We start from the raw sequence: 1,657 nt of genomic DNA on the forward strand, positions 1-1,657 counted from the left end.
CGAATTCCAGATGATCATCGACACCCTGCGCGCCGAACGCGGCCGCCGCAAAGAAGCGGCCGAGCGTCTGGGCATCAGCCCGCGCACCTTGCGCTACAAGCTGGCGCAGATGCGCGACGCTGGGATGGACGTGGAAGGCTACCTTTTCGCCACCTGATCGGTAACAAGGTCGACAAGATTTGTCGCCTTTTCTTACAAGTTGCTACAGAGCTGGCACCCTTGTTGCTACCACCCCTAGTAACTGCTGCGTAGTGTCAAAAAATTGCGGGTCGTCGGAGAGAGAAGGTCATGAGCCAGGGTATTGAGTTCAATCGGTTGATGTTGGATATGCGCTCCATGCAAATGGATGCCATGGCTCAACCGAAATCCGTCGCACAAGCGCCGGAGTTGGGCCAAAGCAGTTTTGCCGACATGCTCGGCCAGGCAGTCAACAAAGTCAGTGACACCCAACAAGCCTCCAGCCAGTTGGCGACCGCGTTCGAGATCGGCAAGAGCGGCGTGGACCTGACCGACGTGATGGTCGCTTCGCAGAAAGCCACGGTGTCCTTTCAAGCCTTGACCCAGGTGCGCAACAAACTGGTTCAGGCTTATCAAGACATCATGCAGATGCCGGTTTAAGGGCGAGATTTAAGTCATGGCAGAAGCAGTCGTGGACAACGTACCCGCCAAGACAGACGGCAAACCGCCGCTGTTTGGCCTGTCGTTCCTGGAAAACCTCTCGGAAATGACCATGCTGCGTCAGGTGGGCCTGATGGTCGGCCTGGCTGCCAGCGTGGCGATTGGTTTTGCCGTGGTGCTGTGGTCGCAGCAACCCGATTACCGGCCGCTGTACGGCAGCCTGGCCGGTATGGATTCCAAACAGATCATGGAAACCCTGGCCGCCGCCGACATCGCCTACACCGTGGAGCCCAACTCCGGGGCGCTGCTGGTCAAGGCCGATGATGTCGCCCGTGCCCGCATGAAGCTGGCCGCCGCCGGCGTGACCCCGTCCGACAGCAATATCGGTTTTGAGATCCTCGACAAGGATCAGGGCCTGGGTACCAGTCAGTTCATGGAAGCGACCCGCTACCGTCGTGGCCTGGAAGGCGAACTGGCGCGCACCATCTCCAGCCTCAACAACGTCAAGGGCGCCCGCGTCCACCTGGCGATTCCGAAGAGCTCGGTGTTTGTGCGTGATGAGCGCAAGCCAAGTGCCTCGGTATTGGTCGAACTGTTTTCCGGCCGCTCCCTGGAGCCTGGCCAAGTGCTGGCGATCATCAACCTGGTGGCCACCAGCGTTCCCGAATTGAGCAAGTCGCAAATCACCGTGGTCGACCAGAAGGGCAACCTGCTGTCCGACATGGCGGAAAACTCTGCGCTGACCCAGGCCGGCAAACAGTTCGACTACAGCCGCCGCATGGAAAGCATGCTCACTCAGCGTGTCCACAACATCTTGCAACCGGTGTTGGGTAACGATCGCTACAAGGCCGAAGTGTCCGCCGACGTGGATTTCAGCGCGGTCGAATCGACCTCCGAGCAGTTCAACCCGGACCAGCCGGCCCTGCGCAGCGAGCAATCGACCAGCGAACAACGCACCGCCAGCAACGGCCCGCAAGGTGTGCCGGGTGCGCTGAGCAATCAGCCGCCAGCCCCAGCTTCAGCCCCGCAGACCACCGGC

At 60.3% G+C, this 1,657-nt stretch carries 3 protein-coding genes; all 3 read left to right on the forward strand.

Features of this window, described 5'->3' with window-relative positions:
• Positions 1 to 157, forward strand: a 157-nt coding sequence (locus tag L9Z73_RS30170; RefSeq protein ID WP_282598804.1) for a helix-turn-helix domain-containing protein, incomplete at its 5' end; no start/stop codon positions are given.
• A gap of 131 nt (positions 158 to 288) precedes the next feature.
• Positions 289 to 618 (forward strand): flagellar hook-basal body complex protein FliE, encoded by a 330-nt coding sequence (fliE, locus tag L9Z73_RS30175; protein ID WP_198717154.1) that lies wholly within the window; start codon positions 289 to 291, stop codon positions 616 to 618.
• 16 nt (positions 619 to 634) lie between these two features.
• On the forward strand, positions 635 to 1,657 hold a 1,023-nt coding region (fliF, locus tag L9Z73_RS30180; protein ID WP_151239845.1), incomplete at its 3' end, for a flagellar basal-body MS-ring/collar protein FliF.

The organism is Pseudomonas emilianonis (assembly GCF_023072625.1).
In the GTDB taxonomy this organism is placed as follows: domain Bacteria; phylum Pseudomonadota; class Gammaproteobacteria; order Pseudomonadales; family Pseudomonadaceae; genus Aquipseudomonas; species Aquipseudomonas paraveronii.

What these genes read in the sequence shown, in the direction of transcription:
- fliE (WP_198717154.1), top strand. Translation starts at nt 289, where the DNA reads ATGAGCCAGGGTATTGAGTTCAATCGGTTGATGTTGGATATGCGCTCC.